The sequence below is a fragment of the Paraburkholderia xenovorans LB400 genome (assembly GCF_000013645.1).
Classification (GTDB): domain Bacteria; phylum Pseudomonadota; class Gammaproteobacteria; order Burkholderiales; family Burkholderiaceae; genus Paraburkholderia; species Paraburkholderia xenovorans.
Window position 1 is genome coordinate 4,370,165 of record NC_007951.1, and the last position, 24,492, is coordinate 4,394,656.

The following is a 24,492-nucleotide window of genomic DNA, read 5'->3' on the forward strand; positions in this document are numbered from 1 at the left end:
AAGTGGCATAAGACAAAGCACGGCTTCGTCCTATACCGTTTGGCCGAATGGACCGGGCTGTGCGCTCCAACTAACATGAGACATCGGATCGGCATTTCGCGCCGATCCGCCCCAGCAGGAATCCCTATGAACGACGCCTTCATTTGCGATGCGATTCGCACCCCAATCGGCCGCTACGGCGGCGCCCTGAAGGATGTCCGCGCCGACGACCTCGGCGCGGTGCCGATCAGGGCGTTGATCGACCGCAATCCCGGCGTCGACTGGCGCGCCCTCGACGACGTGATCTACGGCTGCGCCAACCAGGCGGGCGAAGACAACCGCAACGTTGCGCGCATGTCGGCATTGCTGGCCGGCTTGCCCACTGAGGCACCGGGCGCCACCATCAACCGCCTGTGCGGCTCGGGTATGGACGCGGTCGGCACCGCGGCGCGCGCCATCAAGGCGGGCGAAGCGCGTCTGATGATCGCCGGCGGCGTCGAAAGCATGACACGTGCGCCGTTCGTCATGGGCAAGGCGACTGGCGCGTTCTCCCGCCAGGCTGAGATCTACGACACGACCATTGGCTGGCGCTTCATCAATCCGCTGATGAAACGCCAGTACGGCGTCGATTCGATGCCTGAAACCGCGGAAAACGTCGCCGTTGAATTCAGCGTGAGCCGCGCGGATCAAGACATGTTCGCGCTGGCAAGCCAGCAAAAGGCGGCTCGCGCACAACAGGACGGAACGCTGGCCCAGGAAATTGTCGGCGTCGAAATCGCGCAAAAGAAAGGCGACCCAGTGCGCGTGCTGCTCGACGAACACCCGCGTGAAACGTCGCTCGAAAGCCTGGGCAAGCTCAAAGGCGTGGTTCGCCCCGACGGCAGCGTGACAGCCGGCAACGCGTCCGGTGTGAACGACGGTGCCTGCGCGCTGTTGCTCGCGAACCAGCAGGCCGCCGACCAGTACGGCCTGCGCCGCCGCGCCCGCGTGGTGGGCATGGCGACCGCGGGCGTCGGGCCGCGCATCATGGGGATCGGTCCGGCGCCGGCTACGCAAAAGCTGCTGAAGCAGCTCGGCATGACGCTCGAACAATTCGACGTGATCGAGTTGAACGAAGCGTTCGCATCGCAAGGCCTGGCAGTTCTGCGTACGCTCGGCTTGCGCGACGACGACCCGCGCGTCAATCCGAACGGCGGAGCCATCGCGCTCGGCCACCCGCTGGGCGCATCGGGTGCGCGTCTGATCACGACCGCGCTGTACCAGCTGGAACGGATCAACGGCCGCTTTGCGCTTTGCACGATGTGCATCGGCGTAGGCCAGGGCATCGCGCTGGTCATCGAGCGGCTCTGACACGAGCACCACAGCGCCCATCGGTCAACGAGACTTCGAGGAGACACCCAATGTCATATGAAGCGATCCGTCTCGACATCGACGCATCGAGCCACGTCGCCACCATTACGCTGAATCGGCCGGACAAGCTCAACAGCTTTACTCGCGCGATGCATCAGGAATTGAGCGCCGCGCTGGACCAGGTCGAAGCGTCCGGTGCCCGTGCGCTCGTGCTCACCGGCGCGGGCCGCGGCTTTTGCGCCGGCCAGGATCTGGCCGACCTCGACTTCACGCCAGGCGCCATGACCGATCTGGGTGAACTGATCGAACAACATTTCAATCCGTTGATTCGCCGCCTGCAGGCATTGCCGTTGCCGGTCATCGCCGCGGTGAACGGCACGGCTGCCGGCGCCGGCGCCAATCTCGCGCTCGCGTGCGACCTCGTGCTCGCAGCTCGCTCCGCGAGCTTCATTCAGGCGTTCGTGAAGATCGGCCTGGTGCCGGACTCCGGCGGCACATGGTTCCTGCCGCAGCGTGTGGGCATGGCTCGCGCATTGGGACTCGCCATTACCGGCGACAAACTCAGCGCGGAAAAAGCCGAAAGCTGGGGTTTGATCTGGCAGGCAGTCGAAGACGCCGAGCTCGCCGGCACCGCGACAAAACTCGCGTCCCAACTCGCGCAGCAACCCACGCGCGCCATCGCAGCAATCAAGCAGGCCATGCGCGCGGGCGCGACGCAAACGCTCGATCAGCAACTCGATCTGGAACGGGATCTGCAACGCGAACTGGGCGCTTCCCACGATTACGCGGAAGGCGTGCAGGCCTTCGTGGAAAAGCGCGCGCCGCGCTTCGAGGGCCGCTGACATGTCCACTCGAGCCAACCATCCCAGCCAGATGACGCCTGACGAACTGGCCCGCGCAACCGCCGTGGCCATGTACGAGAACGACGCGTGCAGCCGCGCGCTCGGCCTCGAAATCGTCGAAGTGCGCCCCGGATACGCGCGTCTGCGCATGGCCGTACGCGACGACTTTCTGAACGGCCATCAGATTTGCCACGGCGGCCTGATTTTCACGCTCGCGGATTCGACGTTCGCGTTCGCCTGCAACACGTACAACATCAACACGGTCGCAGCTGGCTGCTCGATCGAGTTCCTGCGGCCCGTGCAAGGCGGCGACGTGCTGACGGCGGAAGCCGTCGAGCAGACGTTGAGCGGCCGGACCGGCATCTACGATATCCGCGTGACGAATCGTGCCGACGAAACCGTCGCGATGTTTCGCGGCAAATCGGCACAGATCAAAGGGAACCTGATTCCGGCAGGCGATTGATATCGGCAACCCCGCGGCAGCCCCACGGCAAGCTCGCGTCAAGCACCCGGCAATCGCACGATGCCCCGCGACAAAACCCGCGGCAGATTCGCGGCTCAGTGGAGCTCCCGGGCGCCGCCCGGTTAAACGACCGCCGGCGCCCCGGTTTTCGCGCACGAGCGCATGTACACCAGACCCAGGCATTAAGGCAGCAAGGAGACATTCGATGACCACCGCCCTTCCGCTCGATCCAATCGAGACCGCCAGCCGCGACGAACTTGCCGCCCTTCAACTTGAACGGCTCAAATGGTCGCTGAACCACGCCTATGAAAACTCGCCGGTTTATCGGCGCAAATTCGATGAAGCCGGCGTTCACCCGAGCGACGTGAACAGCCTCGCGGACCTGGCGCGCTTTCCCTTCACCACCAAAAAAGATCTGCGCGACAGCTATCCGTTCGGGATGTTCGCCGTACCGCAGGACCAGGTTTCACGGATTCACGCGTCGTCCGGTACTACGGGCAAGCCGACCGTGGTGGGCTACACCGCGCGCGACATCGACACGTGGGCGAATCTCGTCGCGCGCTCGGTCCGCGCCGCCGGCGCACGGCGCGGCGACAAGGTTCACGTGAGCTACGGCTATGGCCTGTTCACGGGCGGTCTCGGCGCGCATTATGGCGCCGAGCGCGCGGGGCTCACCGTGATCCCGTTCGGCGGCGGCCAGACCGAAAAGCAGGTGCAACTGATCCAGGACTTCCGGCCGGACATCATCATGGTGACGCCGAGCTACATGCTCTCGATTGCCGACGAACTCGAGCGTCAAGGCGTGGACCCGGCCAATTGTTCGCTGCGCATCGGCATTTTCGGCGCGGAACCGTGGACCAACGACATGCGTCAGGCAATCGAAAAACGCATGGGCATCGATGCCGTCGACATCTACGGTCTGTCCGAAGTGATGGGACCCGGCGTCGCGTCGGAATGCGTGGAAACGAAAGACGGTCCGACCATCTGGGAAGATCATTTCTATCCCGAGATCATCGATCCCGAAACCGGCGAAGTGCTGCCGGACGGCGAACTCGGCGAGCTGGTGTTTACGTCGCTGACCAAAGAGGCGCTGCCGATCATCCGTTACCGAACGCGCGATCTCACGCGCCTCCTGCCGGGCAGCGCCCGCACCATGCGCCGAATGGAAAAAATCACCGGCCGCTCGGACGACATGATGATCGTGCGCGGCGTGAACGTGTTCCCCACGCAGATCGAAGAACTGCTGCTCAAGCAGCCCATGCTCGCCCCGCACTATCAGATCGTGCTGACCAGGGAAGGCCCGCTCGACGTGTTGACGTTGAATGTCGAGCCGTGCCCGGAAACGGCACCTGACACCGCCGCGTTGAACACGGCCAGGCAGGCGTTGGCCTATGACATCAAGGCACTGATTGGCGTGAGCGCGGTGGTGAACGTGCTGGGCGTGAACGGGATCGAGCGTTCGGTGGGCAAGGCGCGGCGTGTGGTCGACAAGCGCAAGTCGGGGCTGTAACAAACAGGAATGAGCGCGCGACACGGCGGATAACGCCGCGCCGTGCGCTACTTACACATCAGGAATTCGGCAGCAACAGCCACATCCGGCCGCCCTGCTTCATCTTGCCGGCAAGGTCGCCGGCGTCGTCGCCCAAGCCCCAGAAGTAATCCGCGCGCACACCGCCCTTGATCGCGGAGCCCGTATCCTGCGCGAAGACGAGGCGATTCATTGGCGAATTGGTCAGCGGGCGCGTGGTCTGCAAAAACACCGGCGTGCCGAGTGGAATCGCCGTCGGATCGACCGCGATCGACCGCTCCGGCGTCAGCGGCACACCCAGCGCGCCGATCGGGCCGTCCGCGCTGCCGTTCGGCACGCTTTCGCCGGACGGCATCTCACGGAAGAACACAAAACGCGGATTCGTATCGAGCAGCGCATCGACCCGGCTCGGGTTCGCACGCGCCCATGCCTTGATACCCTGCATGGTCGCCTGCGCCGGCGTAAGTTCGCCGCGATCCAGCAGCCAGCGACCAATCGATTTGTACGGCTGATTGTTGGTGCCGCCAAAGCCAAGACGCATCACGCTGCCGTCTTCCATCACGATGCGCCCCGAGCCCTGCACCTGCAGGAAGAACGCCTCGATTGGATCATCGACCCATACGATTTCATTACCGTTGAGCACCCCCGCGCGCTCGAGTTGCGCGCGCGCCGGCAGCGGTGCGCCCGCGCGATAACCGCTTGGCCAGCGATACAGCGCGGTCTGATACACGCCGTGCCGCGTGCGCGAACCACGCAGCAAGGGCTCGTAGTAACCGGTAACCAGGCCGTCCACCGTGCCGTCGGTATTCGCTAGCTGGAAGGGCGTGAAATAAGCTTCAAAGAAAGCCCGCGCACTGGTGACGTCGAGGTCGTCGATGTGCGAGGCCGCCGCACATGCGCGCGACCAGTTCGGTTGACGCGCCAGCCTCACGCAGTTTTGCCGCAATGCGGCGGTCGCGCCGATCAGCGAATCGTCCTGCCAGCCCGGCACCTGCTGCCATGCAACTGCCGTCAGCCGGGTCGCGGCAATCTGTCCTGGTATGATCGCCGCACCCGTGGGTGGCGAAACTGAAGGCCGGACCGCGCCGCTGCCGCCGCAGGACGCCAGCAATACCGCGACCGAAAGCGCACCGAGCCACCCTGCGGCCGTGCGGACAAAACGCATACAATGTTCGTTCTTGATGGAAACCGCCATGTCTGATCTGTTCGACGAATACCCGATGCTTATCTTCGCGCTGGAATCGCTCCTCGCGCTCTTCCTGCTCGTCTTTATCGTTGTATGGACGTCGTCCGGCAAGAAGAAAGCGGCGCGTGCCAACGCCACTGAACAGCAAAAGCAACAAAAACAGCAAAAACCGCAGTAAAGCTGCGCGTTGAATCGCGCATTGAGCTTTCTAAAGACCGCGAGCCACGCGCCCGGTTCAATGCAACGTACGCGGCATGCGCAGGATGAACTCCGGCACCGGCGCATCGAACCGCTCGCCGTCCTCGGCCACACAGAAGTATTCTCCGCGCATGGTGCCGACCGGTGTGGCGATCACCGCCCAACTCGTGTACTCGAAATGCTCGCCCGGTTTGAGCAGCGGCTGATGGCCGACCACGCCAAGACCCTTCACTTCCTGCACGTTCTTGTCGCTGTCTGTGATGACCCAATGCCGCGCGATCAACTGCGCGGGCACCTGGCCGGTGTTACGGATAGTCAGCGTGTATGCGAATGCATACTGGCGGCGCTCCGGGTCCGACTCTTCGGGCAGATATTGCACCTGCGTCGAGACGCTGAATTCGTACTGGCTCATCCTGATTCCGGTCTGCTGAAACGCGGTGTGAAATGTCGCGGGAAAGCCCGAACGCCAATGGTTTGCGGGCGCATTGGCGAAGCGGCGCTGATGGTGTTGGCATTCTGCTTGATGCGCGACACGCCCGCAACCGGACAAATCCCTTTGGCCAGGGACCAGTAAGACGTTTTGTCACACTCGCCACCCGAATCGATGCCGGGCGTGGCGCGGGCCTCAAAGCGGCGGCGAACCGGGACGCTCGCGCACAAAACGGTAAAATGGCGCTTTCCCGCTTGCCTCCGCCCCCGCCATGACGCAATTCCGCATCGCCCCAAGCATTCTGTCAGCCGACTTCGCCCGCCTCGGGGAAGAAGTGCGCAATGTCGTCGCCGCCGGCGCCGACTGGATCCACTTCGACGTGATGGACAACCACTACGTGCCGAACCTGACCATCGGCCCGCTCGTTTGCGAGGCGATCCGCCCGCATGTGGACGTGCCGATCGACGTGCATCTGATGGTGCGTCCGGTCGACCGGATCGTGCCGGACTTCGCCAAGGCCGGCGCAAACCTGATCAGCTTTCACCCGGAGGGCTCGGATCATATCGACCGCACGCTCTCGTTGATCCGCGACCACGGCTGCAAGGCCGGCCTGGTGTTCAATCCGGCCACCTCGCTGAATTATCTGGATCACGTGATGGACAAGGTCGATCTCGTGCTGATCATGTCGGTGAATCCGGGTTTCGGCGGCCAATCGTTCATTCCGGAAGCGCTCAACAAACTGCGCGAAGCGCGCCAGCGCATCAACGCCTACACGGAGCGCACCGGCCGCGAGATTCATCTGGAAGTGGACGGCGGCGTGAAGGTGGACAACATCGCCGAAATCGCGGCGGCCGGCGCGGACACCTTCGTGGCCGGCTCGGCGATTTTTGGCCAGCCGGACCACAAGGTCGTGATCGAGAAAATGCGCGCAGCACTCGCCAACATCCAGCACTGAGAATCGACGCATAACCGGCACGCAAGATGACCACTCCGTTCCCCGCCCCGACTTTCACCGGCCCGCGCCTGCAAGCCGCGATCATCGACCTCGACGGCACGATGATCGATACCGCCGACGACTTCACCGCCGGCCTGAACGGCATGCTCGCGCAACTCGACGCGCAGGAGACTTCGCGCGAGGAAGTGGTCGGTTATGTCGGCAAGGGTTCGGAGCATCTGATCCGCAGCGTGCTGGCGCCGCGCTTCGAAACGGAGCATGCGCAAGACCGCTTCGACGAAGCGCTCGCGATCTATCAGGCGGAGTACGCAAAGATCAACGGCACGCACACGCGGCTTTATCCCGATGTCGAAGCCGGCCTGATCGCCATGCGCAATGCCGGCCTCAAACTCGCCTGCGTGACCAACAAGCCGCATCGGTTCGCGGTCGAGCTGCTGCAGCAATACGGGCTCGCCCAGTATTTCAGCGTCGTGCTCGGCGGCGACAGCCTCGCGAAAAAGAAGCCCGATCCGCTGCCCATGCTCACCGCCGCAGCGCAACTGGGCGTCGAGCCGCAGGCCACGGTCGCCATCGGCGATTCGGAAAACGATGCACTGGCAGGCCGCGCGGCGGGCATGGCCACGTTGACGGTGCCCTACGGCTACAACCACGGCCAAGCTATACAAACAATAAAATCCGATGGTATAGTTGCCTCGCTGCTGGACGCCGCCAAGGCGATCGCAGCGCACCAATCCACGACTTGAAAAGTCCTTCATCCTCATGTTTCTGAATAAAAAACGGAGTCTGATTAGCATCGACCGGGGAGCCTGGCCCTGGCGTCGCTGGTCGCGCTAACCTCGCTTGAGGTACGCTGAAGCTCGTCTTCGGCAACCGTTTTTTACTTCGCTGCGCTCACGCGTTTTTTCCATCATTTTGTTTCGCTGCATCGGTTGATTCGGCCTGCGTGTACCCGCAAAGTACATCTGTGCGCTGAAATCCCTTGCACGCGTCGATGGGAAACTCGCGCCGGTCGGTATCATCGTGTCGAAACGTCGAACGAATGCCTGACCGGGCGCGCCACGCCCCGCTTTGTCCAACGCACGCCGCCGGACCACCGTACAGGATCGGAACATGACCGAACTCGAATTCCAGTCCCTCGCCAACGAGGGTTTCAACCGCATCCCGCTGATCGCCGAAGCGCTCGCCGACCTCGAAACGCCGCTCTCGCTGTACCTGAAGCTCGCGCAGAGCGAGCGCAACGGCGCCAACTCGTTCCTGCTGGAATCGGTGGTGGGCGGCGAACGTTTCGGCCGCTACTCGTTCATCGGACTGCCGGCGCGCACGCTGCTGCGCACCCGCAACGGCGTGTCGGAAGTGGTGCGCGACGGCAAGGTCGTCGAAACGCACGAGGGCGACCCGCTCGAATTCATCCAGCAGTTCCAGGGGCGTTTCAAAGTGGCGCAACGCCCCGGCTTGCCGCGTTTCGCGGGCGGTCTGGCCGGCTATTTCGGCTACGACGCGGTGCGCTACATCGAGAAAAAGCTTGCGCACACGGCGCCGAAAGACGATCTGAATCTGCCCGACATCCAGTTGCTGCTGACCGAAGAAGTCGCGGTGATCGACAATCTCGCGGGCAAGCTCTATCTGGTGATCTACGCCGACCCGACGCAGCCCGAGGCGTACACCAAAGCCAGACAGCGTCTGCGTGAATTGCGCCAGCGTTTGCGCACTACCGTGCAGCCGCCGGTCACTTCGGCCAGCGTGCGCACCGAGACCTACCGCGAGTTCGCGAAAGACGATTACCTGGCGGCCGTGCGCAAGGCAAAGGAATACATCGCGGCCGGCGAACTGATGCAGGTGCAGGTCGGCCAGCGCCTGACCAAGCCGTATCGCGACAATCCGCTCTCGCTGTACCGCGCGCTGCGCTCGCTGAATCCGTCGCCGTATATGTATTTCTACAACTTCGGCGACTTCCACGTGGTGGGCGCATCGCCGGAAATTCTGGTGCGCCAGGAAAAGCGCGGCGAGGATCGCATCGTCACGATCCGTCCGCTCGCCGGCACGCGTCCGCGCGGCAACACGCCGGAACGCGACGCCGAACTCGCAACCGAACTGCTGAACGACCCGAAGGAAATCGCCGAACACGTCATGCTGATCGACCTTGCGCGTAACGACGTGGGCCGCATCGCGCAAATCGGCTCGGTGGTCGTCACCGACAAGATGGTGATCGAAAAGTACTCGCACGTGCAGCACATCGTGAGTTCGGTCGAAGGTAAGCTGAAACCCGGCACCACCAATTTCGACGTGCTGCGCGCCACTTTCCCGGCCGGCACGCTGTCTGGCGCGCCGAAGGTTCGCGCGATGGAACTGATCGACGAACTCGAACCCGTGAAACGTGGCCTGTACGGCGGTGCGGTCGGCTATCTGTCGTTCACCGGCGAAATGGATCTGGCCATCACCATTCGCACCGGCGTGATCGCGAACGGCAATCTGTACGTGCAGGCGGCAGCGGGTGTAGTCGCGGATTCGGTGCCGGAATCCGAATGGCAGGAGACCGAGAACAAGGCGCGCGCCGTACTGCGCGCCGCGGAACAAGTGCAAGACGGCCTCGATAGCGACTTCTGACCGGAGACACACCATGCTGCTCATGATCGACAACTATGACTCGTTCACCTACAACCTGGTGCAGTACTTCGGCGAACTCGGCGAAGACGTGCGCACCTACCGGAACGACGAAATCACGCTGGACGAAATCGCGAAGCTCAACCCCGAGCGCATCTGCCTCTCGCCTGGTCCGAGCAATCCGCAACACGCCGGCATCACGCTGGACGTGCTGCGCGAATTCAGCGGCAAGACGCCGATTCTCGGCGTCTGTCTCGGCCATCAGGCAATCGGCGAGGCCTTCGGCGGGCGCGTGGTGCGCGCGCAAACCATCATGCACGGCAAGGTCAGTACGATCGAAACCGACTGCAAAGGCGTGTTTGCGGACCTGCCGAAGCATTTCGTCGTGACCCGCTATCACTCGCTCGCGATCGAACGCGAATCGCTGCCCGACTGTCTGGAAGTGTCGGCGTGGACCGAAGACGGCGAGATCATGGGCGTGCGTCACAAAGAACTGGCCGTTGAAGGCGTGCAGTTCCATCCTGAATCGATCCTGTCCGAACACGGCCACGCGCTGCTCGAAAACTTCCTCAAGCAGTCGAAGCGCGCCGGCGCACAAACGTCCAATCGCAACGCTTGATGAAGAGAGACGACATCATGTCGATTACGCCCCAGGAAGCGCTGCAACGGACCATCGAGCACCGCGAGATTTTCCACGACGAAATGCTGCACCTGATGCGGCTCATCATGCGCGGCGAACTCTCGCCCGTGATGGCGGCCGCGATCATTACCGGCTTGCGCGTCAAAAAAGAGACCATCGGCGAAATCACCGCCGCCGCCACGGTGATGCGTGAATTTGCCCGGCACGTCGAGGTGCAGGACAACTCGAACTTCGTCGATATCGTCGGCACCGGCGGCGACGGCTCGCACACCTTCAACATTTCCACGGCGACCATGTTCGTCTCCGCCGCGGCGGGCGCCAAGGTCGCGAAGCACGGCGGCCGCAGTGTATCGAGCAAGTCGGGCAGCGCGGACGTGCTCGAAGCGCTCGGCGTGAATATCGACTTGCAGCCGGAACAGGTGGCGGCTTCCATCGCGGAAACCGGCATGGGTTTCATGTTCGCGCCGAACCATCATCCGGCCATGAAGAACATCGCGCCGGTGCGCCGCGAACTCGGCGTGCGGACCATCTTCAACATTCTCGGGCCGCTCACCAATCCGGCCGGCGCGCCCAATCAGCTGATGGGCGTGTTCCACGCCGACCTCGTCGGCATTCAGGTGCGCGTGATGCAGCGCCTCGGCGCAAAGCACGTGCTGGTGGTGTACGGTATGGACGGCATGGACGAAGTCTCGCTCGGCGCGGCGACGCAAGTCGGCGAGTTGCGCGACGGCCAGATTCACGAGTACGAGATTCATCCGGAAGACTTCGGCATGCAGATGGTGTCGAACCGCACGCTGAAAGTGGCCGACGCCAACGAATCCAAAGCGATGTTGCTCGAAGCGCTCGACAACAAGCCGGGCGTCGCGCGCGAAATCGTCACGCTGAACGCGGGCACCGCGCTGTATTCGGCGAACGTGGCTTCGTCGATTGCGGACGGCATCCAGTTGGCGCGCGAAGCGATCGCGAGCGGCAAGGCGCGCGCGAAAGTCGACGAGCTGGCCCGTTTCACCCAGCAATTCAAGCAGTAACCACGTAGCGAGACACTTATGAGCGACATTCTCGACCGCATCATCGCGGTCAAACGCGAAGAAGTCCGGGCGGCCGAACAGAGCGCGCCGCTCGAAGAGCTGCGCCTCGAAGCGTCGTCGCGCGACCTGCGCGATTTCGTCGGCGCGTTGCGTGCGAAGCACGCGGCGGGTCTCGCCGCGGTGATCGCCGAAGTCAAGAAGGCGAGCCCGTCCAAAGGCGTGCTGCGCGAACACTTCGTGCCGGCCGAGATCGCGCGTTCGTATGAAAAACACGGCGCAGCCTGCCTGTCCGTGCTCACCGACGTGCAGTTCTTCAAGGGTAGCGTCGCGTATCTGGAGCAGGCGCGCGCGGCCTGCAATTTGCCGGTGCTGCGCAAAGACTTCATCGTCGATCCGTACCAGATCGTCGAAGCCCGCGCGATGGGTGCCGACGCCATCCTGCTGATTGCCGCCGCGCTCGAAACCTCGCAGATGCAGGATCTCGAAGCGCTCGCGCATTCGCTGGGCCTCGCGGTGCTGGTAGAGGTGCACGACCGCGACGAGCTCATGGAAGCGCTCACGCTGAAAACGCCGCTGATCGGCATCAACAACCGCAATCTGCGCACCTTCGAGACGTCGATCGAAACGACGATCGGCATGCTCGAAGCGATTCCCGACGACCGCATCGTCGTCACGGAGTCGGGCATTCTGTCGCGCGTCGACGTGGAGCGCCTGCGCGCAATGGATGTGCACACGTTCCTCGTCGGCGAGGCGTTCATGCGCGCGGACGAGCCGGGTGTGGAACTTGCGCGGATGTTTTTCTGAGCGCGCTGTCGACACGCGGCAAGCGGCATACGTAGCGGAGCAGGTCATGGGCATGGAACGCGAAATCAAACTGGCGCTGCCGCCCGCGCAGGTGGAGGCGGCGACGCAGTGGTTCGTCGCACGCACCGGCGCGCAGGGTACACCGATCAAGCTGGTGAATATTTACTTCGACACGTCTGACCTGACGCTGGCAGGCTCGAAGAGCGCCTTGCGTTTGCGCCAGACGCCCGAGGGCTGGCTGCAAACCTTCAAGACGGTCGGCAAGGCCGAGGATGGTTTGCACAGCCGGCACGAATGGGAAATGCCGGTGGCGGGCGAAAGGCTGGAGATCGACGCGTTGCTGCGCGAGTGCGACGAACCGTCGGCTGCGGATGCCTTGCGTCAGGCCGCGCCCGAACTCATCGAACTCTTCCGCACGAATTTCACCCGGACGCTGTGGCAGCTTCAGACGGACAGTGCCCAAGTCGAAGCGGCGATCGATCAGGGCGACGTGCTCGCCGAGGTGGACGGCCAAACGCGCCGCGCGCCGATCTCGGAAGTCGAACTCGAACTGAAGTCCGGCGACGAAGCCACGCTCCAGGCGCTCGCCACGGAACTCGGCAAGCAGATTGCCGCTCTGGCACCAGACAACATCAGCAAGGCGCAGCGCGGTTACCAGTTGCGGGCGGGTTGAGCGCCGCAAAGCCGCTCCTCCGGCGCTCGCGCTGAATGCCGTGCCCACACCTTGAGCAACGCAGCGTTTGCTGCGACACTTCCCCGCCATGACCTCCGCTTCCCGCACCCGCTCCAATCCGTCGCAGGCTTCGCTGTTCGGCGACGCCGCATCCGAGCCAACCAGCGCCACGTCGACCACGCCGCAGAAATCCGGCGCCAGCGCGCCGCCGCCAACGCTCGAGGCGCAATTCGACGCGCTGCCGCCGGCATGGCGCGCGCATCTCAAACCGTTCATCGAAAGCGACGCCTACGCGCCGCTCTGCCGCTTTGTCGACGGTGAGCGCGCCGCCGGCAAAACCGTCTATCCCGCCGACGTATTCCGCGCGCTGCGCCTGACCAGTCCCGATGAAGTGAAAGTGGTGATCCTCGGCCAGGATCCGTATCACGGCGAAGACCGTGGCACGCCGCAAGCGCACGGGCTGGCGTTTTCGGTAGCGCCGAACGTGCGCACGCCGCCGTCGCTGCGCAACATCTTCAAGGAGATCGCCGCAAGCCTTGGCCACGAGACGCCGCGTCACGGCTGTCTCGACACCTGGGCGAAGCAGGGCGTGCTGCTGCTGAACACGGTGTTGACGGTGGAGCGAGACTCGGCCGCCAGCCACGCAAAACGCGGCTGGGAAAAATGCACCGACACGCTGATCCACGAACTCGCGATGCGCCATGACGGCCTCGTGTTCATGCTGTGGGGCGCGCATGCGCAAGCCAAGCGCGCGCTGCTCGGCGGCAAGTCGCATTGCGTGCTGGAAGCACCGCATCCGTCGCCGCTGTCGGCGCATCGCGGTTTTCTCGGCTGCGGGCATTTCGCCAAGGCCAACGAATATCTCGCACAGCACGGCCGCGAGCCGATCGACTGGCGCCTGCCAGATGAAGCACAAATGCTCGCCTGAAAGCGCCGGCATCGGACATCAGGCATCGGCGAAACATCGGCGCCTAAAAAAACGCCACGGACTCAAAATCCGTGGCGTTTTTCATTCCACCGGGCGATTCGCCGCAAATTGAAGCGGCGCGGCCAGCCTTACGCGGCGGCGATCGCTTCGCGCGCGGAAGCCAGCGCGGCGCTGGCAGCGTCCGGGCCCATGTTCAGCCCTTCGGCGTAAATGAAGCTCACGTCGGTCATGCCGAGGAAGCCGAGGAAGCTCTTCAGGTACGGCGTCTGGCTATCGTTCGGCGTGCCCAGATACTTGCCGCCGCGTGCCGACACGACGTAAACCTTCTTGCCCTTCACAAGCCCTTCCGGACCGTTCGCCGTGTATGCGAACGTGATGCCGGCGCGTGCGATGAAGTCGAAGTACGTCTTCAGTTGCGACGAGATACCGAAGTTGTACATCGGTGCGCCGATCACCACGATGTCGGCGGCTTGCAGTTCGGCGATCAGCGCTTCGCTGCGCGCTGCGATCGCGGCTTGCTCGGCCGTGCGTTGGTCGGCCGGCGTGAAGAACGCGCCGAGGACGGCGTCGTCCAGATGCGGCAGCGGTTCGGCTTGCAGATTGCGGACGACGACTTGCGCGCCCGGATTCGATTGTTGCAGCTTTGCGGTCAGCTCGTTGACGAGTAGCGTCGAGTTCGCGCCTTGCGAGCGGGCTGCCGAGTTGATTTGCAGGATCGTGGTCATGGTTGACTCCAGTTGGGGCGCGCAGTGTTGCGCGAGTGGAGCCATTGTGTTTTTTTACCGACCCGGGAAAAAGCCGTCCGGCGGCGACGGATTGTTGCAGTGGTAGAACAATCCGCCACGCTCCGCCGCCCAATAGCGACGGCCGGATGACGATCAGCTTGCCAGCCAGTACTCGCGCGCCTTGCGCGCGGCGGGCCGCTTGTCGCTGACGGCGAGCTTGTAGCGCGCCACCTCAGGGCCGTCCAGCTTGACTTGCGTGGTGCGCAACTCGTCGCGGCGGAAAGCGTGAACCTCCACCTTCGCGCCCGGCTGGTAGCGCGCGAGCAGCCCGTCAAGATTCGAGCCGGTCACGCGCAGGCCGTCGAGCGCGATCAGCACGTCGCCGGCCGAGAGCCCGGCTTTCTGCGCGGCGCTGCCCTCATGAACCGCCGCGAGCGTGCAATCCGCGCCGCCGCGCACACGTGCGCCGAGCGACGGCTTGCCGTTCTTGTCGAGCTCGGGCGCAATCGCGACGCCGAACGGCGCGAGCAGCGTGTCGAGCGGCAGATCGCGCGTGCCGTGCACGGCTTCGGCGAACAACCCGGCCAGTTTCGCGCCGGTCGCTTCCGCGAACAGCGCCTCGATCTCGCTTTCTTCCACACCGACCGGCTTGCCGCGATAGAAGTCACGGCCGAAGCGCTGCCACAGCAAGCGCATCACGTCGTCGAGCGATTTGCGGTTATTGGTCTGCGCGCGGATGGTCAGATCGAACGCGAGCGCGACGAGCGAGCCCTTGGTGTAATAGCTGACGATCGCGTTCGGCGCGTTCTCGTCCTGCCGGTAGTATTTGACCCAGGCGTCGAACGAGCTTTCGGCGACGCTCTGCTTGAGGCGCCCGCTGCCGCGCTGCACGCCGCCGATCACCTTGCCGAGCAGGCCGAAATAGTCGTCCTGCGAAATCAGGCCGCTGCGCACGAGGATCAGGTCGTCGTAGTAAGACGTGAAGCCTTCGAACAGCCACAGCAGCGACGTGTAGTTTTCGACGCTCAGGTCGTACGGCGCGAACACGGCCGGTTTGATGCGCTTCACGTTCCAGGTGTGGAAGTATTCGTGGCTGCACAGGCCGAGATAGGTTCGGTAGCCTTCGGTCAGCGCCTCGCGCCCTTCCACCGGCAGATCGCCGCGATTGCAGATCAGCGCGGTCGAAGCGCGGTGCTCCAGCCCGCCGTATCCATCGGTGACGGCCTGGGTCATGAACACATAGCGATCCACTGGCGCTTTCTTCGACTTGGGCTCGAACAACGCGATCTGCGCTTCGCAAATGCGCTTCAGGTCGGCGGACAGACGCGCCATGTCCAGCCCGACCACGCGCCCGGCGATCACGATGTCGTGCGGCACGCCATGCGCCTTGAACGTGGCCAGCGCGAATTCGCCCAGCGTGACGGGGTGATCGATCAGCTCGTCGTAGTTCTGCGCGCGGTACTCGCCGAAACCATAACGCTTCGTGCCGCGTGCTTCCGGCAGCGCGGTGGCCACACGCCAGTTGCGATACGCCGCGCCGTCCGGTTTCTGGATATCGACCACGCACTGCGCTTCCTCGTGACCGAGCGGCGAGAGGAACACGCTCGTGCCGTTGAAAAAGCCCGTCGTGTCGTCGAGATGCGCGGCGCGCACCGACAGATCCCACGCGTAGACCTCGTAGCGCAGCGTCAGCGCGCCTTTGACCGGCGCGGCCTGCCACGTGTGCTTGTCGGTCTTTTCGACGTGCACCTTGCGGCCGGCGTCGTTGAAAGCGCGCAGCGTCACGATGTTGCGGGCGAACTCGCGCACCATGTAGCTGCCCGGAATCCACACCGGCAGCATGAACCGCTGGCCGGCCGGATCGGGGTCGGCGACGGTCACGGTGACTTCGAACAGGTGGGCGGCGGGCTGTTTGGGAACGATGGTGTAGCGGATCGGCTTCATCGGCGGCGAATTGGAAGTGTTCTGGCGGGGATGGTCGGGCTTGATGCGAAAGGAGGCGCACGTCGCGCCTCCTTTGCCGGATGGGTTGGGCGTGCTCAGCGTACCGCGGACATTTCCTTGTCCAGCCGGTCGGCCGGCACGGCGCCGGGCAGACGGCGGCCGTCCGCGAGGAACACCGTGGGCGTGCCGTCGACGTTCATGGCATGGCCGAGCGCGAGGTTTTTGTCGATCGCGGCGGTGTCGCAAGTGCCGGCGGCGGTGGGCGCCTGATGGTCCTGCATCCACGACTCCCAGGCCTTCGCGCGGTCCGCCGAGCACCAGATCGACTTCGATTTCATGGTCGAGTCCGGCGACAGAACCGGGTACAGGAAGGTATAGATCGTCACGTTGTCGATCGACTTGAGCGACGTTTCGAGCTGCTTGCAGTACGGGCAGTTCGGGTCGGAGAACACGGCGATCTTGCGCGCGCCGTTGCCCTTCACGACCTTCACGGCATTGCCGAACGGCAGGCTCGCGAAATCGATACGGTTGGTTTCCGCGAGGCGCGCTTCGGTCAGATTCTTGCGGGTCTTTGCGTCGACCATGTCGCCGAGCAGCAGATAATCGCCGTTCGCGTCGCTATACACGATCTGCGTGCCGAGGTTCACTTCGTACAGGCCGGCAATGGGCGACTTCGTCACGCTCTTGATCGTCACGTCCGCGAGACGCGTTTGCAGCGTGGCCTTGAGCTTGTCGGTGGTCTGGTCGGCCTGTGCCGAACAGCCGATCGTGACGGCGGCGATGGCAAGCGCGGCGGCCGCGATGCGGAAAGTCTTTTTCATGCTGAATTCCTGGGTTCAGGCGCGCGTTTGGCGCGTTTCGTGACGGTTCCGGTCTGACCGGAACCGCGTCCATCCGTTCATGATACCTGTCTGGCCGGCTGCGGCACGCCGGACCGCGCGCGTCAACCCAGCGCGGCCGACACCAGCCAGCGTTTGATGAACGGCTGCGCCCCGACGAAAGCCATGCCGGTATTGCGCAGCGCCTTGGCGAACGGACCGGGAACGGAAAACAGTTTTTGCAAACCGTCGGTGGCGATCATCAGCGCGCGGATGTCTTCGCGGCGCGCCCGTTCGTAGCGGCGCAGCAGCACCATGTCGCCGAGATCGCGGAACGACTCCTTGCCGGCGACGGTGTCGGCGAGCGCCGCGACGTCGCGCAAACCCAGGTTCATGCCCTGCCCGGCGAGCGGATGGATCAGATGCGCGGCGTCGCCGACCAGCGCGACGCGCGGCGCCACCAGCCGGTCCACCGTTTGCAGCGCGAGCGGGAAACCTTGCGCGGGCGTCACGCAGTCGAGCGCGCCGAACTGGCCGCCCGTGACGCGCTCCACCTCAGCGGCGAGCTGCGCCGGATCGAGCGCGACCAGTTGTGCGGCGTGCTCGGTGCGCGCCGACCACACCAGCGAAACGTGACCGTCCGGCATGGGCAGCAGCGCGATGATCTCGCCGTCCTTGAACCACTGATAAGCAGTCTCCCCGTGCGGCTTCCCGGCCTTGAAATTGGCGACCACGCCGGTCTGCCTGTAGTCGCGCCGGTCCATTTTCGAGCCGATCTGCGCGCGCACCCACGAGTGCGCGCCGTCCGCGCCGACCACCAGATCGGCCTCGATCACATTGCCGTTGGCGAGGCCGACGCTGGCGCTGTCAGCGGTGAAGTCCAGCGCCTGAGCGCGCGTGTCGATCCAGGTGAGATTCGGCTGGAAGCGCAGCGCCGCATCCAGCGCGCGCTCGATCACCGACGACTCGACGATCCACGCCAGTTGCGGCACGGAAGCCTGGAACGCGGAGAAATGCAGCTCGGCGTGCGCATCGCCATAGACGCGCATGTCGTAGACGGGCCCGAGCCGCGTCAGATCGAGCGCCTGCCAGACCCGCAAACGCTCCAGCAGAGCCTGTGAGCTCGACGACAGCGCGTAGACGCGCGAGTCGAAGCTGGCGCCGGGAGGCAGCGGCGCGCAAGGTTGCGCGAGCAGCGCCACGCGCAGTCCGCCTTGCGTGAGCGCGAGCGCCGCGGTCTTGCCGACGAGCCCGCCGCCGATCACGGCCGCGTCAAAGGTCTGGTGGTGTGCGTTCATCCGCGCATTATAGCCGCGGGGGTTGCGAGGGACGGATCGACGCGCGCGGCATTTGCGCCCGGACAAGCGCGCCGCTACTCACGGATGACCGGCCGCCGCCAGCGCCGTGTTCGCCCCGCGCAGCCGCTTCGATTCGCGGCTGGAAGGCAGGCGGCTCCGGGCGCCAGCCTTGGACGGCAAGCGCCGCTCGCCCTCCGCCGCCGCAGTCAGCCGATCCGAACGGGTTACAATTACGCTTTCCGTGAAAACTCGCACCCGGTCGTCGAGCCAACGCCCCGATCCGGTGTCTTGTCCCGCTCCGCTGCATTTGTCCGCCACGCCACACGCGAAGGCTTCCCGAATCCTGCACACAGCGTCGAGCGCGTCACGCAACTTACTGAATCACTGAAGGATTTCCATGAGCCTCAAATGCGGCATCGTCGGCCTGCCTAACGTCGGCAAGTCCACTCTGTTCAATGCGCTGACCAAGGCGGGCATCGCCGCCGAAAACTATCCGTTCTGCACGATCGAGCCGAACGTCGGCATCGTCGAAGTGCCGGACGCGCGGCTGAAGGCGCTCGCTGAAATCGTCAAGCCGGAGCGCATCCTGCCGGCCGTGGTGGAATTCGTCGACATCGCCGGTCTCGTGGCCGGCGCGAGCAAGGGCGAAGGTCTGGGCAACCAGTTTCTCGCCAACATCCGCGAAACGGATGCGATCACGCACGTGGTGCGCTGCTTCGAAGACGAGAACGTGATTCACGTCGCGAACAAGGTCGATCCGCTGTCGGATATCGAAGTGATCAACACCGAACTGGCGCTGGCCGACCTCGCCACCGTCGAAAAGGCGTTGGCGCGCTATTCGAAGGCGGCCAAGTCGGGCAACGACAAGGAAGCCATCAAGAACGCCGCCGTGCTGGAAAAAGTGCGCGCTCAGCTCGACCAGGCCAGGCCGGTCCGCGCGCTCGACCTCTCGGACGAAGAAAAAGCCACGCTCAAGCCGTTCTGCCTGATCACCGCCAAGCCGACCATGTACGTGGCCAACGTGAAGGAAAACGGTTTCGAGAACAATCCGCACCTCGACGCGGTCACGAAGTTTGCGGCCACGGAAAACGCGCCGGTCGTCGCCGTGTGCGCTGCGATCGAAGCGGAAATCGCCGACCTCGACGAAGCCGACATGGAAGTATTCCTCGCCGACATGGGCATGGAAGAACCGGGCCTGAACCGCGTGATCCGCGCCGCCTTCAAGCTGCTCGGCCTGCAAACCTACTTCACGGCCGGCGTGAAGGAAGTGCGCGCGTGGACGATCCATATCGGCGATACGGCGCCGCAGGCTGCGGGCGCGATTCACACGGACTTCGAGCGCGGCTTCATTCGCGCGCAGACCATCGCGTTCAACGACTTCATCACCTATAAGGGTGAGCAAGGCGCGAAGGAAGCCGGCAAGATGCGCGCGGAAGGCAAGGAATACGTCGTGCACGACGGCGACGTGATGAACTTCCTGTTCAACGTGTGAGTATTGAGTTCGAGCCTCGGCTTCGGCGCGAGGCGGCCACGGGTGGAAACCCGAGCACCGCCGCCCAGCGCCACCCACCGCCGCTGACCTCACAAGAGCCCGCCTTGCGCGGGCTCTTTACTTTACTGCCGGCCGTTCATGCCGGCACGCGCACACTGCAGCGGCAACGCAATACCATCCCTGACTTCCGCCATCTTCGACGGTGAATCCGCGAGCACCGCGTCGATGCCGAGGCATGCCGCCGTCCGGTAATCGTCCGCATCGTTCACGGCAATCGCGACGATTCGTACGCCGCGCTTCTGCCGGAAGCATGCGACTGTGGCAGGCGTCCACAGCGTAGCCTGGACGTCCGACCGCCCTTCCCCCAACGTGAACTTCTCGACCACCGTCACCGCGCGATGCAACTCGAACGCGCTCATGGCGTGTTCGGCCGGCGCGTCCACACAACCCTGATGCAGCAGCACACGCACGAGCCGCCCACGCGTCGCATCGCGCGATTCGAACAGCCTCGCTTGCGGATAAGCCGCAAAAGTCTTTTGATAAGCCGCTTCGGTCGAATAGATCGACACCCGCTGCCACGCGTTTTCTTCATCGAGCACGCGCGCGACCACCTGCGTTTGCGGTTCGGCGGGCAGCGCCTTCATGTCGAGGATGACCGGCATGCCTGGCGGCATGCTGCGCAGCGCCGCGCGCAATGTCGGAATGCCCAAAGGGCGATCGCGGTAGGGATACGTGTCCGCGCGCTGGAACTTCCACCCGGCATTCACGCGTGCGAGTTCCGCCGCCGTATAGGCGGACACCGGGCCCGACGCGTCGGTCAACGCCGACAGATCGGCCGGCCGATAGAGAACCGGCACGCCGTCCCGGCTCAACTGCACGGTGAGCCACATCGCATCGGCGTGGTTCGAGATCGACAGCCGAATCGCTTCGAGCGTGTTTTCCGGCGCATCGCCCGTGCCGCCGCGATGCGCGATGATCGCCGGCAACGCGCTCAGCTGGGCGACGGCGGTATTCGTCGCCACGGGCGCAAGTGAACAACCCGCCAGTGCAACGCTTGCGATGCCACTACCTGCGACAAATCGTATTGAACTCAGCATCTGGAATCCTGATTAATACGCACCGAAGCGTAACGTACCCGAAGCGGGCGCGACCCAAACCAACGCCTATCATGCCCGCGCGCAAACGGCCACGTCCAGCGAACGAGGTCCGCGCCTGCTCACACGCAAACTTGCACGTTCCAACGCCGGCTGTTTCCGTTTTGTGACACCGATGTTAAATTGCGGAATTCGGCGCCCGTCAAAAAAACGGCGTCCGACGCTCGGCAGCCGACGCCGGACTGTCATCGAACACAAATAGAATCGCGCGATTCGCGTCAGCGCCCGTTCCGATCAGCAACCAGGTTGCATGGGAGACAAATCGATGAGTTTGAAGCCGCTAATCCGTTCGCTTTCCGTTGCCGCCGTGTTGTGCGCCGGCCTCAGTCAGGCGGCCCACGCCGCAACAGAAATCCAGTTCTGGCACGGCATGGAAGCCGCGCTGGGCGAACGGCTGAACGACATTGCCAACGCATTCAACGCGTCGCAAAGCGACTACAAGATCGTGCCGGTCTTCAAAGGCACTTACGACCAGACCCTCGCTGCCGGCATCGCCGCGTATCGCAGCGGCAATGCGCCAGCCATCCTGCAGGTCTATGAAGTCGGCACCGCCACGATGATGCAGGCGAAGAAAGCCGTGATCCCCGTCTCGGAAGTATTCAGACAAGCTGGCGTGCCGCTCGATGAAAAGGCCTTTGTGCCGACCATCGCCAGCTATTACAGCGACGCGAAAACCGGCGAGCTGATCTCGATGCCGTTCAATAGCTCGACGCCGGTGCTCTACTACAACAAGGACGCCTTCAAGAAAGCCGGTCTCGACCCGAACCAGCCGCCGAAAACCTGGGCCGAACTGCAGGCCGACGCACAGAAGCTGAAAGCGTCGGGCATGGCGTGCGGCTATTCGTCCGGCTGGCAGAGCTGGATTCAACTCGAGAACTACAGCGCCTGGCATGGCGCGCCGTTCGCGTCGAAGAACAATGGCTTCGACGGCCCGGACGCGCAACTGGAATTCAACAAGCCGCTGCAGGTCGCGCATATCCAGTTCCTGCAGAACATGCAGAAGGATGGCACGTTCACCTACGTCGGCCGCAAGGACGAACCGGTGTCGAAGTTCTATAGCGGCGACTGCGGGATCATCACCAACTCGTCGGGGTCGCTCGCCACGATCAAGAAGTATGCGAAGTTCAACTTCGGCACCGGCATGATGCCGTACGACGCCAGCGTGAAGGGCGCGCCGCAGAACGCGATCATCGGCGGAGCGAGCCTGTGGGTGTTGTCGGGCAAGGATCCGGCTGTGTACAAGGGCGTGGCGAAATTCCTCGCGTATCTGTCGTCGGCACCGGTTGCCGCGAAGTGGCATCAGGACACCGGCTATCTGCCGGTCACCACCGCCGCTTATCAACTGACACAGCAGCAAGGCTTCTACGAGAAGAACCCGGGCAGCGACACCGCCATCAAGCAGATGCTCAACAAGCCGCCGCTGCCGTACACGAAGGGCTTGCGTCTGGGCAACATGCCGCAGATCCGCACCGTCATCGACGAAGAGCTCGAACAGGTGTGGGCACAGAAGAAGACGCCGCAACAGGCGCTCGATGCCTCCGTGTCGCGTGGCGATGAACTGCTGCGCCGCTTCGAGAAAGCCGGTAATTAAGCGTGCAAGGTTCCGGTGCGCCCGCACCGGAACCCGTGCCTGCGGCAGAACCTTGGAAATCATCGATGGAAAAGCGCTCCAGCTTCGGCACCAGCCTGCTGCCCTACCTGCTCGTCGCGCCGCAGCTCGCGATCACGCTGCTGTTCTTCCTGTGGCCGGCCGGTGAGGCGCTGTGGCAATCCACGCAAAGTCAGGACGCGTTCGGCACGTCGAGCGAGTTCGTCGGGCTTGCCAACTTCAGGCAGCTCTTTGCTGATCCTCTTTACCTGTCGTCGTTTTATACGACGCTGATCTTCTGCGCGCTCGTCACGGTGTCGGGACTCGTGATCTCACTGCTGCTGGCGGTCTGCGCGGATCGTGTGACACGCGGCGCCAGGACATATCAGACGCTCCTGATCTGGCCGTACGCGGTCGCGCCCGCCATCGCCGCGGTGTTGTGGTCGTTCCTGTTCAACCCGAGCATCGGCCTCGTCACCTATGCGCTGGCCAGGTACGGCATTGTGTGGAATCACGCGCTGAACGCGGGGCAGGCCATGTTCCTCGTGGTGCTCGCGTCTGTCTGGAAACAGGTCAGCTATAACTTTCTGTTCTTCTACGCCGGCTTGCAGGCAATTCCGCGCTCGCTGATCGAAGCGGCGGCGATCGACGGCGCCGGTCCGGTGCGGCGCTTTTTCGGCATCGCACTGCCGCTGCTGTCGCCGACCAGTTTCTTCCTGCTGGTGATCAACATCACCTACGCGTTCTTCGATACCTTCCCCGTGATCGACGCCGCCACCGGCGGCGGCCCCGCGCAAGCCACCCGCACGCTGATCTACAAGATCTTCGCCGAAGGTTTCCAGGGGCTCGACATCGGCAGTTCGGGCGCGCAGTCGGTGATCCTGATGGTGATCGTCGTCGCGTTGACGGTCGTGCAATTCCGCTTCATCGAACGCAGGGTTCAATACTCATGATCGAGAACCGCCGCGGTTTCGACCTCTTCTGCCACGCGGTGCTGATGCTCGGCGTCGTGCTGGTGGTGTTTCCGGTGTACGTCGCGTTCTGCGCGGCGACCATGAGCGAGCACGAAGTGTTCAGCGTGCCGCTCTCGCTGGTGCCGAGCACGCATCTGTTCGAGAACATCGCGACCGTCTGGTCGCAAGGCAGCGGCAACGCGGCGGCGCCGTTCGGCCGCATGCTGTTCAACAGCCTCGTCATGGCGCTGGTGATTTCGATCGGCAAGATCGCGGTCTCGATGATCTCCGCGTACGCGATCGTGTTCTTCCGTTTTCCGTTCCGCAACCTCGCGTTCTGGCTGATTTTCATCACGCTGATGCTGCCGGTCGAAGTGCGGATCTTTCCGACCGTGCAGGTCGTGTCGTCGATGCATCTGAGCAATACGTACAGCGGTTTGACGTTGCCGCTGATCGCCTCGGCCACCGCGACATTCCTGTTCCGCCAGTTCTTCATGACGCTGCCGGACGAACTCATGGAAGCCGCGCGGATCGACGGCGCGGGCGCCATGCGGTTTTTCTGGGACGTCGTGTTGCCGCTGTCGAAAACGAACATGGCGGCCCTCTTCGTCATCACGTTCATTTACGGCTGGAATCAGTACCTGTGGCCGATTCTGATCACGAGCCAGCAATCGCTGACCACGGCCGTGGTCGGCATCAAAAGCATGATCGCCTCGGGCGACACCGCGACCGAATGGCACCTGGTGATGACCGCGACACTGCTCGCAATGCTGCCGCCGCTCGCCGTCGTGCTGACGATGCAGCGCTGGTTCGTGCGCGGACTCGTGGACGCGGAGAAGTGAGCGGCGCTTCGGCTAGCATTTTTTCATGCGTTGAAATAGACAACACGGCGGACAACACCGCGCGACACGCGGC

General features: G+C 63.8%; 24 protein-coding genes. 17 read left to right on the top strand and 7 right to left on the bottom strand.

Annotated elements, in window-relative coordinates; all coding sequences use genetic code 11:
- Positions 1-126: 126 nt before the first annotated feature.
- The 4 genes from pcaF to paaK all read left to right on the top strand — a co-directional run bounded on the left by pcaF (position 127) and on the right by paaK (position 4,144).
- Positions 127-1,329 (top strand): 3-oxoadipyl-CoA thiolase, encoded by a 1,203-nt coding sequence (pcaF, locus tag BXE_RS19540; protein ID WP_011489933.1) that lies wholly within the window; start codon positions 127-129, stop codon positions 1,327-1,329.
- 50 nt (positions 1,330-1,379) lie between these two features.
- Positions 1,380-2,171 carry a 2-(1,2-epoxy-1,2-dihydrophenyl)acetyl-CoA isomerase PaaG gene (paaG, locus tag BXE_RS19545; RefSeq protein ID WP_011489934.1) on the top strand — a complete coding sequence of 264 codons (792 nt, stop codon included), beginning with the start codon at positions 1,380-1,382 and terminating at the stop codon, positions 2,169-2,171.
- Between the two features lies 1 nt (position 2,172).
- Positions 2,173-2,634 (top strand): hydroxyphenylacetyl-CoA thioesterase PaaI, encoded by a 462-nt coding sequence (paaI, locus tag BXE_RS19550; protein ID WP_011489935.1) that lies wholly within the window; start codon positions 2,173-2,175, stop codon positions 2,632-2,634.
- 205 nt (positions 2,635-2,839) lie between these two features.
- Entirely contained in the window at positions 2,840-4,144 is a 1,305-nt protein-coding gene (gene paaK, locus BXE_RS19555) for a phenylacetate--CoA ligase PaaK (RefSeq protein ID WP_011489936.1), read from the top strand.
- A 58-nt stretch (positions 4,145-4,202) separates the two neighbouring features.
- Here paaK and BXE_RS19560 read toward each other — a convergent pair whose 3' ends face one another.
- A complete protein-coding gene (locus BXE_RS19560; protein ID WP_011489937.1) occupies positions 4,203-5,327 on the bottom strand; it encodes a murein transglycosylase A in 1,125 nt (374 codons plus the stop codon).
- 28 nt (positions 5,328-5,355) lie between these two features.
- Between BXE_RS19560 and BXE_RS46605 the strand changes: the two genes are divergently transcribed.
- Positions 5,356-5,526: a hypothetical protein gene (locus BXE_RS46605; RefSeq protein WP_007180284.1), complete on the top strand. Its 171-nt coding sequence runs from the start codon at positions 5,356-5,358 to the stop codon at positions 5,524-5,526.
- Between the two features lie 57 nt (positions 5,527-5,583).
- Here the strand turns inward: BXE_RS46605 and apaG are convergent, their stop codons facing one another.
- Entirely contained in the window at positions 5,584-5,958 is a 375-nt protein-coding gene (gene apaG, locus BXE_RS19570; protein WP_007180283.1) for a Co2+/Mg2+ efflux protein ApaG, read from the bottom strand.
- Between the two features lie 289 nt (positions 5,959-6,247).
- On the opposite strand from apaG, the gene rpe reads away from it, so the two are divergent.
- The 8 genes from rpe to BXE_RS19610 all read left to right on the top strand — a co-directional run bounded on the left by rpe (position 6,248) and on the right by BXE_RS19610 (position 13,605).
- Positions 6,248-6,931: a ribulose-phosphate 3-epimerase gene (rpe, locus tag BXE_RS19575; protein ID WP_007180282.1), complete on the top strand. Its 684-nt coding sequence runs from the start codon at positions 6,248-6,250 to the stop codon at positions 6,929-6,931.
- Between the two features lie 26 nt (positions 6,932-6,957).
- Entirely contained in the window at positions 6,958-7,674 is a 717-nt protein-coding gene (locus BXE_RS19580; protein ID WP_011489938.1) for a phosphoglycolate phosphatase, read from the top strand.
- A gap of 367 nt (positions 7,675-8,041) precedes the next feature.
- Entirely contained in the window at positions 8,042-9,535 is a 1,494-nt protein-coding gene (gene trpE, locus BXE_RS19585) for an anthranilate synthase component I (protein WP_011489939.1), read from the top strand.
- A gap of 13 nt (positions 9,536-9,548) precedes the next feature.
- Entirely contained in the window at positions 9,549-10,151 is a 603-nt protein-coding gene (locus BXE_RS19590) for an aminodeoxychorismate/anthranilate synthase component II (protein ID WP_011489940.1), read from the top strand.
- A 17-nt stretch (positions 10,152-10,168) separates the two neighbouring features.
- A complete protein-coding gene (gene trpD / locus BXE_RS19595) occupies positions 10,169-11,200 on the top strand; it encodes an anthranilate phosphoribosyltransferase (RefSeq protein ID WP_038458510.1) in 1,032 nt (343 codons plus the stop codon).
- Positions 11,201-11,218: 18 nt separating this feature from the next.
- Positions 11,219-12,004, top strand: coding sequence for an indole-3-glycerol phosphate synthase TrpC (trpC, locus tag BXE_RS19600; protein ID WP_011489942.1), 786 nt, complete (start codon positions 11,219-11,221; stop codon positions 12,002-12,004).
- 46 nt (positions 12,005-12,050) lie between these two features.
- Positions 12,051-12,677, top strand: a complete 627-nt coding sequence (locus BXE_RS19605; protein WP_011489943.1) for a CYTH domain-containing protein — start codon at positions 12,051-12,053, stop codon at positions 12,675-12,677.
- Between the two features lie 88 nt (positions 12,678-12,765).
- Positions 12,766-13,605 carry a uracil-DNA glycosylase gene (locus BXE_RS19610; RefSeq protein ID WP_011489944.1) on the top strand — a complete coding sequence of 280 codons (840 nt, stop codon included), beginning with the start codon at positions 12,766-12,768 and terminating at the stop codon, positions 13,603-13,605.
- Positions 13,606-13,733: 128 nt separating this feature from the next.
- Here BXE_RS19610 and BXE_RS19615 read toward each other — a convergent pair whose 3' ends face one another.
- From BXE_RS19615 to BXE_RS19630, 4 genes are all read right to left on the bottom strand, one after another.
- Positions 13,734-14,330 carry an FMN-dependent NADH-azoreductase gene (locus tag BXE_RS19615; RefSeq protein ID WP_011489945.1) on the bottom strand — a complete coding sequence of 199 codons (597 nt, stop codon included), beginning with the start codon at positions 14,328-14,330 and terminating at the stop codon, positions 13,734-13,736.
- 153 nt (positions 14,331-14,483) lie between these two features.
- Positions 14,484-16,274: a M61 family metallopeptidase gene (locus tag BXE_RS19620; RefSeq protein ID WP_011489946.1), complete on the bottom strand. Its 1,791-nt coding sequence runs from the start codon at positions 16,272-16,274 to the stop codon at positions 14,484-14,486.
- 95 nt (positions 16,275-16,369) lie between these two features.
- Positions 16,370-17,095, bottom strand: coding sequence for a DsbC family protein (locus BXE_RS19625; protein ID WP_011489947.1), 726 nt, complete (start codon positions 17,093-17,095; stop codon positions 16,370-16,372).
- Positions 17,096-17,217: 122 nt separating this feature from the next.
- Positions 17,218-18,390, bottom strand: a complete 1,173-nt coding sequence (locus BXE_RS19630; RefSeq protein ID WP_011489948.1) for a UbiH/UbiF family hydroxylase — start codon at positions 18,388-18,390, stop codon at positions 17,218-17,220.
- 397 nt (positions 18,391-18,787) lie between these two features.
- Between BXE_RS19630 and ychF the strand changes: the two genes are divergently transcribed.
- Positions 18,788-19,882, top strand: coding sequence for a redox-regulated ATPase YchF (gene ychF / locus BXE_RS19640; RefSeq protein ID WP_011489950.1), 1,095 nt, complete (start codon positions 18,788-18,790; stop codon positions 19,880-19,882).
- Between the two features lie 122 nt (positions 19,883-20,004).
- On the opposite strand, the gene BXE_RS19645 is transcribed toward ychF, so the two are convergent.
- A complete protein-coding gene (locus tag BXE_RS19645; RefSeq protein WP_011489951.1) occupies positions 20,005-20,979 on the bottom strand; it encodes a glycerophosphodiester phosphodiesterase family protein in 975 nt (324 codons plus the stop codon).
- Positions 20,980-21,301: 322 nt separating this feature from the next.
- Here BXE_RS19645 and ugpB point away from each other — a divergent pair, with 322 nt between their 5' ends.
- From ugpB to ugpE, 3 genes are all read left to right on the top strand, one after another.
- Positions 21,302-22,627 (top strand): sn-glycerol-3-phosphate ABC transporter substrate-binding protein UgpB, encoded by a 1,326-nt coding sequence (gene ugpB / locus BXE_RS19650; RefSeq protein WP_011489952.1) that lies wholly within the window; start codon positions 21,302-21,304, stop codon positions 22,625-22,627.
- Positions 22,628-22,692: 65 nt separating this feature from the next.
- On the top strand, positions 22,693-23,577 hold the full coding sequence (gene ugpA, locus BXE_RS19655; RefSeq protein ID WP_011489953.1) for a sn-glycerol-3-phosphate ABC transporter permease UgpA: 885 nt from the start codon (positions 22,693-22,695) through the stop codon (positions 23,575-23,577).
- Positions 23,574-24,419: a sn-glycerol-3-phosphate ABC transporter permease UgpE gene (gene ugpE / locus BXE_RS19660; protein ID WP_011489954.1), complete on the top strand. Its 846-nt coding sequence runs from the start codon at positions 23,574-23,576 to the stop codon at positions 24,417-24,419. The genes ugpA and ugpE overlap by 4 nt, the downstream gene beginning before the upstream one ends.
- Positions 24,420-24,492: the final 73 nt, after the last annotated feature.

Bases quoted from the DNA above. Each gene is read 5' to 3' on its own strand.
- pcaF (WP_011489933.1), top strand. From the start codon at position 127: ATGAACGACGCCTTCATTTGCGATGCGATTCGCACCCCAATCGGCCGC.
- paaG (WP_011489934.1), top strand. From the start codon at position 1,380: ATGTCATATGAAGCGATCCGTCTCGACATCGACGCATCGAGCCACGTC.
- paaI (WP_011489935.1), top strand. From the start codon at position 2,173: ATGTCCACTCGAGCCAACCATCCCAGCCAGATGACGCCTGACGAACTG.
- paaK (WP_011489936.1), top strand. From the start codon at position 2,840: ATGACCACCGCCCTTCCGCTCGATCCAATCGAGACCGCCAGCCGCGAC.
- BXE_RS19560 (WP_011489937.1), bottom strand. From the start codon at position 5,327: ATGCGTTTTGTCCGCACGGCCGCAGGGTGGCTCGGTGCGCTTTCGGTC.
- BXE_RS46605 (WP_007180284.1), top strand. From the start codon at position 5,356: ATGTCTGATCTGTTCGACGAATACCCGATGCTTATCTTCGCGCTGGAA.
- apaG (WP_007180283.1), bottom strand. From the start codon at position 5,958: ATGAGCCAGTACGAATTCAGCGTCTCGACGCAGGTGCAATATCTGCCC.
- rpe (WP_007180282.1), top strand. From the start codon at position 6,248: ATGACGCAATTCCGCATCGCCCCAAGCATTCTGTCAGCCGACTTCGCC.
- BXE_RS19580 (WP_011489938.1), top strand. From the start codon at position 6,958: ATGACCACTCCGTTCCCCGCCCCGACTTTCACCGGCCCGCGCCTGCAA.
- trpE (WP_011489939.1), top strand. From the start codon at position 8,042: ATGACCGAACTCGAATTCCAGTCCCTCGCCAACGAGGGTTTCAACCGC.
- BXE_RS19590 (WP_011489940.1), top strand. From the start codon at position 9,549: ATGCTGCTCATGATCGACAACTATGACTCGTTCACCTACAACCTGGTG.
- trpD (WP_038458510.1), top strand. From the start codon at position 10,169: ATGTCGATTACGCCCCAGGAAGCGCTGCAACGGACCATCGAGCACCGC.
- trpC (WP_011489942.1), top strand. From the start codon at position 11,219: ATGAGCGACATTCTCGACCGCATCATCGCGGTCAAACGCGAAGAAGTC.
- BXE_RS19605 (WP_011489943.1), top strand. From the start codon at position 12,051: ATGGGCATGGAACGCGAAATCAAACTGGCGCTGCCGCCCGCGCAGGTG.
- BXE_RS19610 (WP_011489944.1), top strand. From the start codon at position 12,766: ATGACCTCCGCTTCCCGCACCCGCTCCAATCCGTCGCAGGCTTCGCTG.
- BXE_RS19615 (WP_011489945.1), bottom strand. From the start codon at position 14,330: ATGACCACGATCCTGCAAATCAACTCGGCAGCCCGCTCGCAAGGCGCG.
- BXE_RS19620 (WP_011489946.1), bottom strand. From the start codon at position 16,274: ATGAAGCCGATCCGCTACACCATCGTTCCCAAACAGCCCGCCGCCCAC.
- BXE_RS19625 (WP_011489947.1), bottom strand. From the start codon at position 17,095: ATGAAAAAGACTTTCCGCATCGCGGCCGCCGCGCTTGCCATCGCCGCC.
- BXE_RS19630 (WP_011489948.1), bottom strand. From the start codon at position 18,390: ATGAACGCACACCACCAGACCTTTGACGCGGCCGTGATCGGCGGCGGG.
- ychF (WP_011489950.1), top strand. From the start codon at position 18,788: ATGAGCCTCAAATGCGGCATCGTCGGCCTGCCTAACGTCGGCAAGTCC.
- BXE_RS19645 (WP_011489951.1), bottom strand. From the start codon at position 20,979: ATGCTGAGTTCAATACGATTTGTCGCAGGTAGTGGCATCGCAAGCGTT.
- ugpB (WP_011489952.1), top strand. From the start codon at position 21,302: ATGAGTTTGAAGCCGCTAATCCGTTCGCTTTCCGTTGCCGCCGTGTTG.
- ugpA (WP_011489953.1), top strand. From the start codon at position 22,693: ATGGAAAAGCGCTCCAGCTTCGGCACCAGCCTGCTGCCCTACCTGCTC.
- ugpE (WP_011489954.1), top strand. From the start codon at position 23,574: ATGATCGAGAACCGCCGCGGTTTCGACCTCTTCTGCCACGCGGTGCTG.